The sequence below is a fragment of the Asticcacaulis sp. EMRT-3 genome, assembly GCF_030027245.1.
Classification (GTDB): Bacteria; Pseudomonadota; Alphaproteobacteria; order Caulobacterales; family Caulobacteraceae; genus Asticcacaulis.
In genome coordinates, this window is the sequence record NZ_JASERT010000001.1 from 2,794,223 (window position 1) to 2,806,622 (window position 12,400).

Below are 12,400 nucleotides of genomic sequence, written 5' to 3' on the forward strand. Positions count from 1 at the left end.
CCATTTTGCGCTGATTTAAGCGGCGATAAGCGGAGCTTCTGTGGTTGCCGCCCGGAGCGCAAGAAGATTCTGATCTAAATGGCCCTATGACCCCATCGCTGTTAAAAAGGCCAAGTGAGAAACAATTAGCGAACATTTGCTTTCTCTGTGATGTCGGCCCGATGAGCCTTCGAGGCCAGACGGCTGATTGTAGCGCGGTGTGCTCGGAACAATCGCGCCACGAATGATGCGGCCGATGGGGAAGATAGTTCGGTCGCCGCTACGGAAGAACTCAATCAGAGCGTTGATTTCATCCTCTCTCGGGCGCCTGTCCCTTTCGCGGCTTTTACCAATAAGCCCGAGCCGGCCCAGTGCGATGCGTGCCAGATCGACATGCTCATACCAAGCTGCGATGACTTTGACTCATCGCAGCTTGGCAAGCGCGACTGCGCGTCGCCGCTTATGCGGCGAGCCATGCGGCGCTTGAGCTGCAAAAATGCGAATACCAACTTGCACCTAAATAGGTTCAGGTCTGCGCAAGTTGGTATCAGTTGTCAGGGGGCAGGCCGTGGATAGCGGCTCCGTGGGAAGGCAGTGTGCTGGTGTAAACCAATATCTACCCCGACCGTCACAGGGCCAGCGCCGTCCCTGGCGCGCGTCTTACCGAAAGCAATTATACGCTCCCGATCAAGCTTATCGAGCCTGACCTCGCCCAAATGCCTTTCAATGAGCTTCAGGCTATACTCTTTTGATCGCCCGATTTTCTTGCCAACCTCCTTCATATCGGAGATATGAAGCGCTATAAGGCCCTTGAATGTCTTTATACCGTCCACATTCTTTTTGGTCGGCGTTTTGCCATTGTCGATTTCGCTCTCTACACGTCGCGACCAGATTTCAGCATCTTTTTTCAGGGAAAGGTCTCGCTCAGGACGTGACCCTTCCGGCAGATCATTGCCCGCCAGTTCCCGGAAGGAAGCCGCGTTAAGGTCGCCATACTGAGCGCTCCGGCGTGAACAAAACGTGTGCAGTGAGAGATCGTAAGTGGTAGTATATGGTCGTTTTTTTGCTGCACACGGGGCGTAAGTCGTTCTCGTTTTAGTCTTTGATAGTATTGAAAAAATGATTAAAAAGCAAGCACATATTTTTAGTGTGGCCCCGATGATGGACTGGACGGATCGGCATTGCCGCGCCTTCCATCGCGCCCTGACGCGTCATGCCTTGCTCTATACGGAGATGGTCACGACCAAGGCGGTTATTCATGGCGACCGTGAGCGCCTGATCGGCTTTGACGCCTGTGAGCATCCGGTGGCTCTGCAACTGGGTGGTTCGGAGCCGGACGAACTGGCGCAATGCGCCAAGATCGCCGAAGACTGGGGCTATGACGAGGTCAATCTCAATTGCGGCTGCCCATCCGACCGGGTGCAATCGGGGGCTTTCGGGGCCTGCCTGATGCTGGAACCGCAAAAAGTGGCCGACGGGATGCAGGCCATGCGCGAAGCCGTGGCGATACCGGTTACGGTCAAGTGCCGCATCGGCGTTGATGAGCAGCATCCGCGCGACAGTCTGTTTTCTCTGGTCGAGGCCTGCGCCAAAGCGGGGGTGACCAGTTTTGCCGTCCATGCGCGCAAGGCCTGGCTGAAGGGCTTGTCGCCCAAGGAAAACCGCGATATTCCGCCGCTCGATTACGATCTGGTCTATGAGCTGAAGCGCAGCCATCCCGAACTGACCATCGTGATCAATGGCGGCATTGCCTCGCTGGATGCGGCCGAGGCCCATCTGGCCTATGTTGATGGTGTGATGCTGGGGCGTGCCGCCTATCACGAACCGGCTCTGCTGGGGCAGGTGGACCGGCGCTTTTTCGGCAAAACGGATGATGTCGGCGTGTTCGCGGCGCTTGACGCCTATCGCCCCTATATGCAGGCGCAGCTTGCGGCAGGTGTGCCGCTGACCCACATGACGCGCCACATGCTGGGTCTGATGCACGGCCTGGCCGGGGCGCGGGCTTTTCGCCGCATCTTGACGGTGGATTCGATCGCGCCGGGCGCCGGGCTTGAGGTGCTGGATCGCGCTGTCGATGCTGTGCAGGAAGCCCAGGCGGCGGTCGAGGCGCGCCGTGCTGCTTTTACGGATGCAGGATAAGGCTGGAAGGCGTGGCTTCGATGCGCGATAACCGCCCCAGATAGCTCATGCCGAGCAGGGAGGTGGAAAGCCCGTCTTTCAGCACCAGGGCCGGAACATCCGATACCGTACTTTGGCCGATTTCGACCGAAGCCAAGGTGACGGAGGCGGCCAGCACCTGTCCGTTGGCGGTGGCCACCTTGTGATCATAGGTGAGGGTGCGGGCGTCGAAGCCGAGGCGCTGGGCGTCGGCGGGTGTCAGGGCCACGACGGTTGCGCCGGTATCGACCAGAAAATGTACAGCGTGGTCATTGACGGAGGCATTGGCCCAGAAATGACCATCCGCCGCCTTGGGGATGGCCGTGACGTGGCTGTCGCTGACCGAGGCCGACAAATTGGCGACGGCGGTGGTGACGCTGGCACTGGCGACGCTGGCCGGGATTTCCGGGTGCGGATCGAGCGACAGAACGCCGCTACCGGCCAGAACCGCGCAAAACACCGCGCTGCCCAGGACAATGGCCGATCTGATCATGAAGACGCTCCGCGATAAGCCGACAGAACCGGCATAGACCCGTTTTGGGTATGCCGCCATCATGGCACAGGAGGGTTGCTGTTCAATGAATCGCCGTAACGATTACCGTCTATGTTATTTTTTGAACTTAAACGCATCCGTTAATAATAATTAATTCCATTAAATACAGATATTTAAATTGAACATGAAAAATAATATGCTCCGTATTCGGAATAATTCTTGTTATTTTTTGCACACTCAAGCATACTCAACCCCGACGCGACGACGACTGAGAGGGTGAAAACCCCTGCGAGCCGCGGCGCGTCTTCTGGTCCATCACGCATTTGGAAAAGGAGACGCACCCCATGCAAGACCAAGACAAGAAACAACATGCCATGACCTCTTTCGCTCTGTTCGGCGGCTTTTTCGGCAGTCCGCGCAGCAAGACGGAACGGGCTGTCAGTCGCCCTCAGGATTACAAGCCGTTTAACCGCAAATAGGTCGTTCGCTTTTCGCGGCAACCTCGATTCTGAAATGCAAAAATCCTCCCATGAACCGGTCATGGGAGGATTTTTTATGCACGCCGCCCTGAATGAGACAAGGCGCCGAGCTTCAGCTAGTTCGAGGCCAGCTTCACGCCGGACTTGGCTTCCGCCGCTGCCATATTGGGGCTGGTCTTGGAAATCCGGGTCGAAGCGCCCGAACCGTCAGCGTTGAATTTCGACGAAGCCTCGACCCAGTACAGGCCGTCGGCAGCCAGGAAGTTGTACTTGTAATCGACATTGTAAGCATTGCCGTGGAAGTCGCAGCTTTCAACATTGACCATCTGTTTGCCGGTGACAGGCACGACCTTGCTGACGGCTGCCTTGGCGACACCGGCAGCGAGCATACCGGCTGTCGATTCCTGGTCGTCCGAGCAGCTTCCCGCCTGAGCTGAGACGGCGGTCAGGGCCAGGGCGGCGGTAGCGATAATAAGAACTTGTTTGATCATGGGGTTTCTCTCCTTGATTTCTTCAGGGTGAGTTGAAGCTACAACAAATTGAAAAACATTCAGTAAATCCCGGAAAAACCTTTTGTTAGGCGGGGTAAACGCCGGTATCGGCAAACCCTTGATTTTGTACGGTTGAAAGTTAATGTTTCAAATGAAACCATGAACATAAAGAAAAAGCGCGAAAAAATTTTATTTTTTCCCGCGCCTTATCTGAATTTAGTTGGAAGCGAGCTTCACGCCAGCCTTGGCCGAAGCGGCTGCCAGATTGGGGCTCAGCGAGGTGAACTTCATATCGGCCACAGCACCGCCGGTAAATTTGGCATGGCCGGAAACCCAGTACAGGCCATCGGCGCCGATGACATTATACTTGAAATCGGCGATCAGGCTGCCGCCCGCTGAATCGCAGGTATCGATATTGATCATCTGCTTGCCAGCCGTGTGAACGACACTGGAAATCTTGGCGGCGGCGGCGGCGGCAATCGCCTTGCCGACCGTATTTTCCTGGCCGTCATCGCAATCGGCCATGGCCTGACCGGCGAAAACAACGGCGGATAAGCCCAGTACACCGGCAACAAGCCAGGTTTTGGAAGCGGACTTCTGCATTTTGCAAACTCTCTTGATATATTACGCGTTACGATTCAAGTGACCGGCCCAGCCGTTTTTCGGCATGTCGATTGGCCTTGAGCGTGCTTTTATATAACTGTGTTTAATGTGTGGTGAATTTTATTGCGCTGCACGAAATATTTTTAATGCCCTGAATATACTGATAGAACTCATAAAAAAAGGAGACATCGCCGGGATGTCTCCTTTTCGTCTGTTGTGGCGTGGCCTCATACCGGCCGGGCCTGGCCGGGGTTGAGGACGCGCGTCAGGCGGCGGTCAGTTCCGCCAGGAAGCGGCGGATATTCTCGCTCATCGCCCCTGTGCGCTCGCTGAGCTTATTGGCCGCGCCGAGCATTTCGGTCGAGGCTTTTTCGGTATCGGCAGCAGAGGCCGACAGTTGCGACACCGACGACGAGGCCATCGAGGTGCCGTCGGAGGCTTCGTTGACATTGCGGGCGATCTCATTGGTGGCGTCGCCTTGCTGATGCACGGAATCGGCGATGGAAGAGGCGATTTCGTTCATATGCTTGATCGTTTCGCCGATGCCGCGGATGGCGCTGACGCCGTTCGAGGCCGCACTCTGAATGTCCTTGATGCGGTCGCGGATTTCATCGGTGGCCTTGGCGGTTTGCTGGGCCAGCGACTTCACTTCCGAGGCCACGACCGCGAAGCCCTTGCCGGCCTCGCCGGCGCGCGCCGATTCGATGGTGGCGTTGAGCGCCAGCAGGTTGGTTTGCTGGGCGATGGCGTTGATCAGATCGACCACTTCGCCGATCTGGTCGGCGGCGCGGCTCAGTTCGGCCATCGAGGCATTGGTGCGGTCGGCTTCCGAAACGGCTTCGGCGGCGATTTCCACCGAACGCACGGCCTGATCACCGATGACGCCGATCGAGGCCGACAATTCGGTGGTGGCCGAGGCGACGTTCTGGACATTGTCGGCCGAATTGCGGATCGAGCCGACGGCGTCCTGCGAGCGGCGCTCGTTTTCCTGCGCGATGGTCAGAAGCGTACGGCCATTGGCGTCGAGATCGGAGGCGGCGGAGGAGAGGGCGTCGAGCATGTCCTGCGCTTCGTGGCGGAAGCGTTCGGCCAGTTCGGCCATCTGGCGGGCGCGCTCTTCGCGGGTCTTGTGGGTGGCGGCTTCCATCGCCGACAGGCGGGCCTTTTCTTCGGCGTTCGATTTGAACACATTGAGGCTGTCGACCACGCTCTTCAACTCATCGCGGCGGCTGAGGGCCAAAATATCGACATCGAGATTGCCCTTGGCCAGTTCTTCGGTCGTCTTGGCGATGCGGTTGATGCCGGTCACTGTGACGCGCGAGAAGATGAAGGCGATGGCGCCGGAAATGCAGGCCATGATGATGGCGAAGATGGTCAGCATGGTAACGCCAGCGGTTTGCGCGGTCTTGGCCTCGGCGGCCGATTTCTTGGCGCTGGCTACATTGGCCGTGATCAACTGGTCGCTGAGCGTCGACATCTTGGCGTAGCCGTCATCAAACTGCGACATCAAAGGCGGCACCGAGGTGAAATCGACATCCATCACCGAGCCAGCGAATTCGACGGCTTCCTTATAGGTCTTGATTTCCTTGCCGAGGTCGGCCAGCAGCTTCTTTTGCGCCGGATCCTGGGTGCTCTCGGCGTCGGTCTTGACGCGCGTGCCGATGGCACCGAGATCGTTGGCCACCTTGGTAACATCAGCCGAGGCATTGGCCGTCGGATCGGTGGCCTTCTTGGTCAGGGCGCGGAAAAGCTGGCCATTGGCTTCCTTGATCGAGGCCTTGATGTCGCCCATTTCCTGCACCTGCGGCAGAACCACATTATTGATGCGGTCGATGGTCTGTCCCTGGCCGTGCATGACCGAGATGGCACCAAATGTCAGAACCGCCATCAGGGCGGTGGCGACGGCGGCGGGCAGCATGAATTTGATGGTGAACGACCAGTTTGAAATTTTCAAACCGCCCGAAGCGACTTTAGGTTTGGTCATTAGAGGCCCCTGATTGACGTCATTGGTAATGGCATTTTCATTGCATTGGTTTGCCCTTTGCAGCGCGAATCAGCAGACGCGACGCAACAAGGCCAGAACCGGCTGTCGCCAAATTGTCAGATTAAGGTTGTTGAATTGCTAACGACAGGAAGGGGTTGTTGTATGACGGGCATTATGGGCGCGTCTCAGCTTGCGGGGGCAACAAAAAAACGCCCCGCCAGCCTGCTTGACGGGCTGGCTGACGGGGCGGCTTTTTTGTTGCGGTCATCTGGCGTGAGGTATCAGGCCAGATACAGGCCAGATACAGGGCAGACTCAATCTCGACTCAAGATTGCACGTCCTGGGGAGCCGGGGCTTCGGAGGCTTTGGGCGCCGCCGGGTGGATTTTGGCGGTCTGGTTCTTGTGCGCGCCTGCCTCAGCAGGTGCTGCCGATCCGCCGTGGTGAAGCGCGGCGGCAATATCGAGCGCAGCCTGGCCCCTGATCTCAGCCGAAGCGGCCACGGGGCGCGCCTCGGTGGCGGTCTCGCGTGACAGGGTATTCAGCAGGGCCGTCTGCGCCGCCTGATGGGCTGGCGTATTCAGTGCCGGAATGTCCGTGGAGGGATGTACATCACGGGCATCGGCGATTTGCGTAGCCCGTCCGCGGAACTGATAGAAGATGTGCGAGCCGATTTGCGCCACCTTTTGCATCGTGGCCGACCAGCTCGGATGGACATTGACCGTGTGGAAGCTGGTGGCGGTGCCGACGGCCTTCATCACATAGCCATTGAGGGCCGCGTCAGCTACGTTGCGGGCGCGTTTCCAGGCACGGCTTTTCACCGGCGCGGTCATGGCACCATTACAGACAAAGCTGAACTGGCAGGCCGTATGCTGGGCCGCGCCCTGATAGACGACGCTGCAAATGCTCTTGGGGTAGGCGGGGTGGCGCACCCGGTTGAGAATCACCTGAGCCACGGCACGCATACCCTCAGTGCCTTCGCCGCGCGCTTCATAATAGACGGCCTGGGTCAGGCAATCGGCGTCATTCTGGTTATGCGCCTTGAGGGCGAAGGCCGAAGCGGCGCGTAAAGGTGCCGGATGATCGGCGATGATGGTGTCGGCCTGATCGGTCAGCAGGCTGGCGCGCAGAAGTTGGGCCTTGCCGGTGCGGACATAGTTCGATGTGTGCAGCGCATTGAGATTTTGCGCCAGCAGGGGATTGTCGGCCCCGGTATCGTTCAGGCGTGAGAAACGCATGGCGATATGCATGGCACCCTTATCGAAGCCCTTGCCGGAATCGAAAGCGGCGGCGCTGGCCTGACCGGACTGGCTTAAGGCCGCCAGTTGGTTGAGGTGTCCGGCTTCGGCCCGCAGGGAGCTTTCACGCGCAAGGTGCCCGCCCAGCCAGGTTGCGCCAAACGCGGCACCAACCAGCAGACCCATGCAGCTCGCTGTCGTGATCGCGCGCAGACGGTGGCGCGCGAGGGGAGATGGAAACAAAACTATCTGTCCTATATGACGAGCGCGGTCGTTCGCGCTCCGGGAATAGCTATGCACGAAAAGCCGCGACGACTGCGCATCGCGGAAAGAAGGCAATGGCCCGGCGGGGAGATAGGGCCCGCTGGACAGGCGCTGTTTAGCCGCGAATTGTGGCGGAAATGTGTTGGGCAGGGGTTAATACTGCGTCAGCCTGAGGTCTTGCCGGTTCAGTCCCCGTCATAAGCAAGCAAAACCCTTGTGGGCGGCCTAGCATAAAATCTTTTTATTGACATGACTTTCAAAGTATTCAGCATGTAAGCTATACATATCATCTTTGATCTATTATTTACGACTTCTTTATAGCGTTTTGACTGCCAAGATAAGCTGTGATTTAACGCTCTGTTAAATCGAACAGGTAAAGACGAAACGTGCACCGTTTTCGCCGCACCCGTTTTTATGGCTTTTTAAGCGGCTGGAATCGCAATGGAAATTCACGGCAAAACCGCCGCCCGCTGACAAGTTTTGGTGATCGTCAGGCGCAGAATGGGCGCTGCGGCGCGCGGAAAACAAAATTTATCTCCCCCTTTCATTTTTCGCCTCCCCGCCTATGTTGTGTTCATGACCCGTTCTGCTGACATTCCCGGCGTTTCCGACAATTCAGGCGCCTTCGTGGCCGATTTCACGGTCGATTCGCCGGCCTTGTGGGTGCCGCACCGGCCCAAGCGACCGGAAAAGTCCGAAGGCGGCCGCCGCTTCCGCCTCGCCGCGCCCTATGAACCGGCCGGCGACCAGCCGACGGCCATTGCCGACCTGCTGGCCGGGATCGAAGCGCGCGAACACGATCAGGTGCTGCTCGGCGTCACCGGTTCGGGCAAGACCTTCACGATGGCCAAGATCATCGAGCAGACCCAGCGCCCGGCCCTGATCCTGGCGCATAACAAGACCCTGGCCGCCCAGCTCTATTCCGAGTTCAAGGCCTTTTTTCCCGACAATGCGGTCGAATATTTCGTCTCCTATTACGACTATTACCAGCCCGAAGCCTATGTGCCGCGCACCGACACCTTCATCGAGAAGGATTCTTCGATCAATGAGCAGATCGACCGGATGCGCCATTCGGCGACGCGCGCCGTGCTGGAACGTGACGATGTGATCATCGTTGCCTCGGTATCGTGCATCTACGGCATCGGCTCGGTTGAAACCTATACGGCCATGACCTTCGAGCTGAAGGTGGGCCAGACGATCGATGAGGGCCAGTTGCGCGCCGATCTGGTGGCCCTGCAATATAAGCGTAATGATCAGGCCTTTGAGCGCGGCACCTTTCGGCGGCGCGGCGATGTCATCGAAATCTTCCCGGCCCACTATGAAGACCGCGCCTGGCGCATCCATATGTTCGGCGACGAGATCGAGGCCATTCAGGAATTTGATCCGCTGACCGGCAAGAAGACCGCCGATTTGCAGGATCTGAAAGTCTATGCCGCCAGCCACTATGTGACGCCGCGCCCGACGCTCAATCAGGCGGTCAGCCGCATCAAGGTCGAGCTGAAACAGAGATTAGCCCAGCTTCACGCCGAGGGGAAACTTTTGGAGGCGCAGAGGCTGGACCAGCGCACCACCTTCGATCTGGAAATGATGGAGGCCACCGGCGCCTGCGCTGGCATCGAGAACTACTCGCGCTATCTGACCGGGCGCGGGCCGGGCGAGCCGCCGCCGACCTTTTTTGAATATCTGCCGGAAAACGCCCTCCTGTTCGTCGATGAAAGCCATGTCTCGGTGTCGCAGATCGGCGGCATGTATCGCGGCGACTTTGCGCGCAAATCGGTGCTGGCCGAATATGGCTTCCGCCTGCCGTCATGCCTCGATAACCGCCCGCTCAAATTCGAGGAATGGGACGCCATGCGCCCGCAATCCATCTATGTGTCGGCCACGCCCGGCAAGTGGGAGATGGAACGCACCCAGGGCGTCTTTGCCGAACAGGTGATCCGCCCCACCGGCCTGATCGATCCGCCGGTTGAGATCCGCCCGGTGCACAAGGACGGCTTCAGCCAGGTCGATGATGTCATCGCCGAGGTGCGCCAGGTGGCGAAGATGGGCTATCGCTCGCTCGTCACCGTGCTGACCAAGAAGATGGCCGAGAACCTGACCGACTATATGCACGAGCAGGGGGTGCGGGTACGTTATATGCACTCCGACATCGATACGCTGGAGCGCATCGAGATCATCCGCGACCTGCGGCTGGGCGCTTTCGACGTGCTGATCGGCATCAATCTGCTGCGCGAAGGCCTCGATATTCCCGAATGCGCCTTCGTGGCCATACTCGACGCCGACAAGGAAGGCTTCCTGCGTTCGGAAACCTCGCTGATCCAGACCATCGGCCGCGCCGCGCGTAATGTCGATGGCCGGGTCATCCTCTATGCCGACCGTATGACCGGTTCGATGGAGCGCGCCCTGGCCGAAACGGGCCGCCGCCGCGACAAGCAGATGGCCTATAATGCCGAACACGGCATCACGCCGGAATCGGTCAAGCGCGGCATCAGCGACATTCTCGACAGTCCGTACGAAAAGGGCGACCGGGTGCAGGTGCCGATGGGTGTGGCCGAAAAAGACGCCAGGCCCTTCCTCGGCTCCAATTTCCAGACGACGCTCAAGGACTTGCAGGCGCGGATGCGTGAGGCCGCCAGCAATCTCGAATTTGAAGAAGCGGCGCGCCTGCGTGACGAGGTCAAACGGCTGAAAACGCTCGATCTCGAATTCGCCCGTGACATGCTCGATTCACAAACCTGACCGGGCAGAAACGCTTATCAGGCGAAAAGTGTTATATCGGTCACACACTTGTGGGCAAAAGAGGGTATCTTGACGCAATCCCGCCACATTCCCACTGGATTTTTATCAAAAAACACGACACCCTATAGGTGCTATATGGCGCTTGCCAATGGATTGGCGAGTCTGAATAGGCTTATTTAACGCTTGTTAACCGAACGCGAGGACAATTTCCACGATAGTGGGTGTTGCGCGTGTGCACTTGGCAAACTGGGGTGTTGAAGATGCGTAGGACAAGGCTGAATGTGGTGCCGCCGTCGACCAAGAAGGTCGCGCTCGGGCAGGTGATCGGTGGCGACAAGGTGATGAGCCTGCCCACCCAGGTCGCTCATCAGCCGTCTTATGAAGACGCCGCGCCGCTCGTCGCCTCGCCCGTGCGCGAAAGCCGTACCCAGCGTGTGCGCCGTTTGCAGGAAGAAGCCCGTGCCTTGGCGCGCGAACAGATCACCGAGTTTGAAGTTCTGCTCGACGCCACCGCCAATATGGCGCTGGAAATCGCCGATGGTGGCGAGGTCTATTCGATTGGCGCGCGTGAAATCTGCCGCCGTCTGGCCGAAGAATTGCCGCGCACCCTGCAAACCCTGCAAATTATTTCCAAAAAGACCTGAACCGCGCGTTTGTGACCGGAACATCCTGAAAAGCCGATATTAACATCATAAGGCTGGACATAGGATAGTTTTGCCTTAGCCTGCCTTCCAAAATCCGCTGATCGTCTTGACGGGTACGGCCCGGCAAGGCTTTGGTAGCTGGAGCGGGAAGGGACGGCATGTCTGCTATAGCTTACCGATGGGGCATTGCGTGGCTGCTGGTCTGCGCGTCTGGCCTGTCGGGCTGCCACAAGGCGCCCGAAGCCCCGCCGCCTGCCGTGGTGGCGCCGCCGCCACCGCCACCGCTGAAACCCCTGCCGCCGCACCAGCCCGGCCTGTGGGAAACCACCCTGACCGAAACGGGCAGCGCCGACCCGCCGCAAAAGCTGCAAATCTGCATCGATGTCCGCACCGACAGGCATCTGGGCGTGCTGGGCAATGATCTGTCGGGCGATAGCTGTTCGCAGAAGGGCTACAGGCCGCAGGGCGACGGGAGCCTTGGCTTTCTGGCCGAATGCAGCGCTGCGCCGGGCGTGGTGACCGAATATTCGGGTTCGATCGACGGTGACTATACGAAAGACTATACGATGAAGGTGCGCCTGCAAACGACGGGCCCCAACCTTAATCGTGTCGCCAATTATGATATTGTCTCGCGCCGTATCGGGCCTTGCGCTGCGGATCAGAAGCCCGGTGACCTGATCAGCGACGGCGTCAAGGTCAATCTGTTCGATATTGCCGGCATGGGATCGGGCGGCAAGGCGTCATCATCGGCTGCCACGCAGGCCTCGGAGGACGGGGATTAGACCAGCCAGGCCTTCGGATTGGGGATCGGCCGGCCATAGAGCAGGTGATTGAAACCCATAATGGCGCGCCCCACCGTATAGCCCAGACAGACCAGAACCAGACCCATCATGACATAGCCGACCGTCGGGTTGGCGACATGGTGCTTTTGCACGAAGGTGTAGATGACGGCGCTTAGGATCACTGGCACGATGCTGAACCAGAAGGTGCGGATCTGGAACTGGTAATGGGTTTTGAGCCAGTCGGCGGCCTTTTCCTCGGCGACATTGGCGATCAGCAGGGCCAGGACGCCGGTGAGGCCGAAGGTCAGGACGATAAAGAACAGCAGCAGATAGTTCAGAAAGGCGGCCTGACGCGGATCGCGGGCGAAGGCTTTGAAGCTGTCGAAAAAACCTGTCTTGGCGGTCATGGCTGATTTCCGGTGGCTGGACTTTGGGGCAGCCTAGTACGGGCGCGCCATGCTGCATAGCAAAAAAAATATCGAGCTCAGGCTTCGGGCACCAGGGCGATCAGGTCGGTGACGCCGATGTCGAGATGCGCCTTGAAAGAC

General features: G+C 58.5%; 10 protein-coding genes. 4 read left to right on the top strand and 6 right to left on the bottom strand.

Annotation, left to right across the window (positions count from 1 at the left end):
• Nucleotides 1–1,098 precede the first annotated feature (1,098 nt).
• Nucleotides 1,099–2,118 (top strand): tRNA dihydrouridine(20/20a) synthase DusA, encoded by a 1,020-nt coding sequence (gene dusA / locus QB905_RS13135; protein ID WP_282975476.1) that lies wholly within the window; start codon nt 1,099–1,101, stop codon nt 2,116–2,118.
• Here the strand turns inward: dusA and QB905_RS13140 are convergent.
• The 5 genes from QB905_RS13140 to QB905_RS13160 form a co-directional block, all read right to left on the bottom strand.
• Nucleotides 2,102–2,629, bottom strand: coding sequence for a TIGR02281 family clan AA aspartic protease (locus QB905_RS13140; protein ID WP_282975477.1), 528 nt, complete (start codon nt 2,627–2,629; stop codon nt 2,102–2,104). The genes dusA and QB905_RS13140 overlap by 17 nt on opposite strands.
• 595 nt (nt 2,630–3,224) lie before the next feature.
• The gene (locus tag QB905_RS13145) at nt 3,225–3,599 is read right to left on the bottom strand and encodes a hypothetical protein (RefSeq protein ID WP_282975478.1); all 375 of its coding nucleotides are present in this window, start codon (nt 3,597–3,599) and stop codon (nt 3,225–3,227) included.
• Nucleotides 3,600–3,815: 216 nt separating this feature from the next.
• Nucleotides 3,816–4,202: a hypothetical protein gene (locus QB905_RS13150; protein WP_282975479.1), complete on the bottom strand. Its 387-nt coding sequence runs from the start codon at nt 4,200–4,202 to the stop codon at nt 3,816–3,818.
• A gap of 265 nt (nt 4,203–4,467) precedes the next feature.
• Nucleotides 4,468–6,186 carry a methyl-accepting chemotaxis protein gene (locus QB905_RS13155; RefSeq protein WP_282975480.1) on the bottom strand — a complete coding sequence of 573 codons (1,719 nt, stop codon included), beginning with the start codon at nt 6,184–6,186 and terminating at the stop codon, nt 4,468–4,470.
• A gap of 325 nt (nt 6,187–6,511) precedes the next feature.
• Nucleotides 6,512–7,609: a cell wall hydrolase gene (locus QB905_RS13160; RefSeq protein ID WP_282975481.1), complete on the bottom strand. Its 1,098-nt coding sequence runs from the start codon at nt 7,607–7,609 to the stop codon at nt 6,512–6,514.
• A gap of 654 nt (nt 7,610–8,263) precedes the next feature.
• On the opposite strand from QB905_RS13160, the gene uvrB reads away from it, so the two are divergent.
• The 3 genes from uvrB (at nt 8,264) to QB905_RS13175 (ending at nt 11,852) form a co-directional block, all read left to right on the top strand.
• The gene (gene uvrB, locus QB905_RS13165; protein WP_282975482.1) at nt 8,264–10,426 is read left to right on the top strand and encodes an excinuclease ABC subunit UvrB; all 2,163 of its coding nucleotides are present in this window, start codon (nt 8,264–8,266) and stop codon (nt 10,424–10,426) included.
• A 260-nt stretch (nt 10,427–10,686) separates the two neighbouring features.
• On the top strand, nt 10,687–11,070 hold the full coding sequence (locus tag QB905_RS13170; RefSeq protein ID WP_282975483.1) for a hypothetical protein: 384 nt from the start codon (nt 10,687–10,689) through the stop codon (nt 11,068–11,070).
• A gap of 158 nt (nt 11,071–11,228) precedes the next feature.
• Nucleotides 11,229–11,852 carry a DUF3617 domain-containing protein gene (locus tag QB905_RS13175; protein ID WP_282975484.1) on the top strand — a complete coding sequence of 208 codons (624 nt, stop codon included), beginning with the start codon at nt 11,229–11,231 and terminating at the stop codon, nt 11,850–11,852.
• On the opposite strand, the gene QB905_RS13180 is transcribed toward QB905_RS13175, so the two are convergent.
• Complete coding sequence (locus tag QB905_RS13180; RefSeq protein ID WP_282975485.1) at nt 11,849–12,259, bottom strand: hypothetical protein; 411 nt, start codon at nt 12,257–12,259, stop codon at nt 11,849–11,851. The two genes, QB905_RS13175 and QB905_RS13180, sit on opposite strands and share 4 nt — an antisense overlap.
• Between the last annotated feature and the right edge of the window lie 141 nt (nt 12,260–12,400).

Excerpts from the sequence above, each read along its gene's own strand:
- dusA (WP_282975476.1), top strand. The coding sequence starts at position 1,099 with ATGATTAAAAAGCAAGCACATATTTTTAGTGTGGCCCCGATGATGGAC.
- QB905_RS13140 (WP_282975477.1), bottom strand. The coding sequence starts at position 2,629 with ATGATCAGATCGGCCATTGTCCTGGGCAGCGCGGTGTTTTGCGCGGTT.
- QB905_RS13145 (WP_282975478.1), bottom strand. The coding sequence starts at position 3,599 with ATGATCAAACAAGTTCTTATTATCGCTACCGCCGCCCTGGCCCTGACC.
- QB905_RS13150 (WP_282975479.1), bottom strand. The coding sequence starts at position 4,202 with ATGCAGAAGTCCGCTTCCAAAACCTGGCTTGTTGCCGGTGTACTGGGC.
- QB905_RS13155 (WP_282975480.1), bottom strand. The coding sequence starts at position 6,186 with ATGACCAAACCTAAAGTCGCTTCGGGCGGTTTGAAAATTTCAAACTGG.
- QB905_RS13160 (WP_282975481.1), bottom strand. The coding sequence starts at position 7,609 with ATGGGTCTGCTGGTTGGTGCCGCGTTTGGCGCAACCTGGCTGGGCGGG.
- uvrB (WP_282975482.1), top strand. The coding sequence starts at position 8,264 with ATGACCCGTTCTGCTGACATTCCCGGCGTTTCCGACAATTCAGGCGCC.
- QB905_RS13170 (WP_282975483.1), top strand. The coding sequence starts at position 10,687 with ATGCGTAGGACAAGGCTGAATGTGGTGCCGCCGTCGACCAAGAAGGTC.
- QB905_RS13175 (WP_282975484.1), top strand. The coding sequence starts at position 11,229 with ATGTCTGCTATAGCTTACCGATGGGGCATTGCGTGGCTGCTGGTCTGC.
- QB905_RS13180 (WP_282975485.1), bottom strand. The coding sequence starts at position 12,259 with ATGACCGCCAAGACAGGTTTTTTCGACAGCTTCAAAGCCTTCGCCCGC.